The organism is Endozoicomonas sp. SESOKO4, assembly GCF_024606275.1.
The window spans coordinates 1-1,698 of sequence record NZ_JAHHPS010000577.1; the positions used below are offsets into that span (position 1 = coordinate 1).

Annotated in this window: 2 protein-coding genes; both read left to right on the forward strand. The window is 37.0% G+C overall.

Features of this window, described 5'->3' with window-relative positions; genetic code table 11:
* Window positions 1-221: hypothetical protein (locus tag KDK16_RS11350; protein ID WP_306670801.1), on the forward strand; the 221-nt coding region annotated here is incomplete at its 5' end.
* A gap of 234 nt (window positions 222-455) precedes the next feature.
* Window positions 456-1,493, forward strand: a complete 1,038-nt coding sequence (locus KDK16_RS11355; RefSeq protein WP_257276195.1) for a hypothetical protein — start codon at window positions 456-458, stop codon at window positions 1,491-1,493.
* Window positions 1,494-1,698 lie beyond the last annotated feature (205 nt).

Sequence of the window (1,698 nt, forward strand, 5' to 3'; positions counted from 1 at the left end):
GCATAAAGCTACCGCCAGTAGACTGGACAATGAAAAAACCAAAAAATGCTCATAAACGCCCGGCATCGGCAATACTGAAACTGATGCAAAACCCTATGTACCGCCAGCGCCGGGAAAAACTGAAAACCCGCTATAGCCGTAAAGAGAAACACCGTGGTCGTGCTGATAACAGGCTGCACCAGAAAGCACTGCAGAGGGCAGTGTTTTCTGGTGCAGCCTGATAAAACGAGGAATACAGGAGCTGTCACTGAGTGAGACTATTTTGTTTGCATTGACTCAAAGACAGAAACCAACTTTCTGCCCATTGTGCATTTTCCCGAATCAGAGCCCTGTTTTGTTAGTTTTACTTAACAACACGTTATGAACTCTTGTTCCAAAACCAAGTCTATCCAAGTGTATCCATTTTTAATGTATTTGTTAATTGAGGATAAAGGCTAACTTTCGGAAAACAAAATATGAATGGAATAAATAACAACTCTAACGCTTTAGGTTTACCCCCATCAACACCTAATCAGTCTCTATCCGTGGCACCAACGGGTGTCAGTATGGGCAGAGACATTACTGTATATAACCAGAGTAAACCGTCATTGCTCAATTTATCCTCAGAAGCAAGATCAGGGCAATCAACTGTCCTAAAGGAAGAGCCACCGCTTGTTCAGGATACTTTAGCTGAATCTGCCTGTGCATTTTCCAGATATGTCTCACTTCATAATGAGATAAAAGTCGACAGTAGTTTTTTATCCAATGTTGAGACTGAAACATTAGATCCAGATATAGAATGCATCTCCGAAAGGTCTTTCGTAAAAACAAGAGACACTTCTCCTTGTCCATTAGAATTGAGTATCAATGAACTTAGGCAAGAGACTTTATGTCACTCAACCAGAGCAGTTCTGGAAAAAAACTTCTCTAAAAGCTATTCAACATCTTATATTTTTACAGTTGACGATCAGGATATCTATAAGACATACATCAATGGTGATCCAGAAAATGATTACCTGTTTGTCCACAAGCTGATTTGTATATTTGATAAAAAAAAGGAATGTTTTCATGACTTCGTTATTCATAGAGAAGATAACAATTTTCACATCTTACAATCGATGGCCAATGCGTTTAGCCTTGAAGAATGGATTACGGGTGATTCTGACTCAATAATAGAAAAACAAAAAAAATTCAAAAGAGATAATGATTTGATTTTATTACATCGTGAAAATCATTTACCACCACCATTTTCTAAAGACGACGAAAACATGGTAATAATGATTAAGGAAGAATTAAAAAACACAAAACCATCCTTTGATAAAATTGTAAAAGCGAGAATAAACAAACCCTGTTCTAAAGCTATTTTTAACCAGAAGATTTTGCCTACATTATTTTCAGCCTTAAGAAATTCAGGTAATCATCCCTATTTCAGAATATTCTCAGTTTCAAGAAGATACTTGGATATTAAACCAGAATATAATATTTTTTTAGAAGTATACTATGCCAAATTATAAGTAGTTGATTATTTGAAACCTTATAAAATTGGCGGTAACTTTCAATAAAAATGCCGCCTCAACTTTCTGCTTATTCAGGACAAACCAGTTATGGAGCCCATAAATAACAATTCCTTTAATACAGGTTCAAACTTGTCACCACCTGAGGGAACAAGACTGGGCACACGAGAGGGTAACAATGCGGGTAGGACCATCACTGTAGCTG

Coding starts and splice junctions, on each gene's coding strand:
- KDK16_RS11355 (WP_257276195.1), top strand. CDS start 456: ATGAATGGAATAAATAACAACTCTAACGCTTTAGGTTTACCCCCATCA.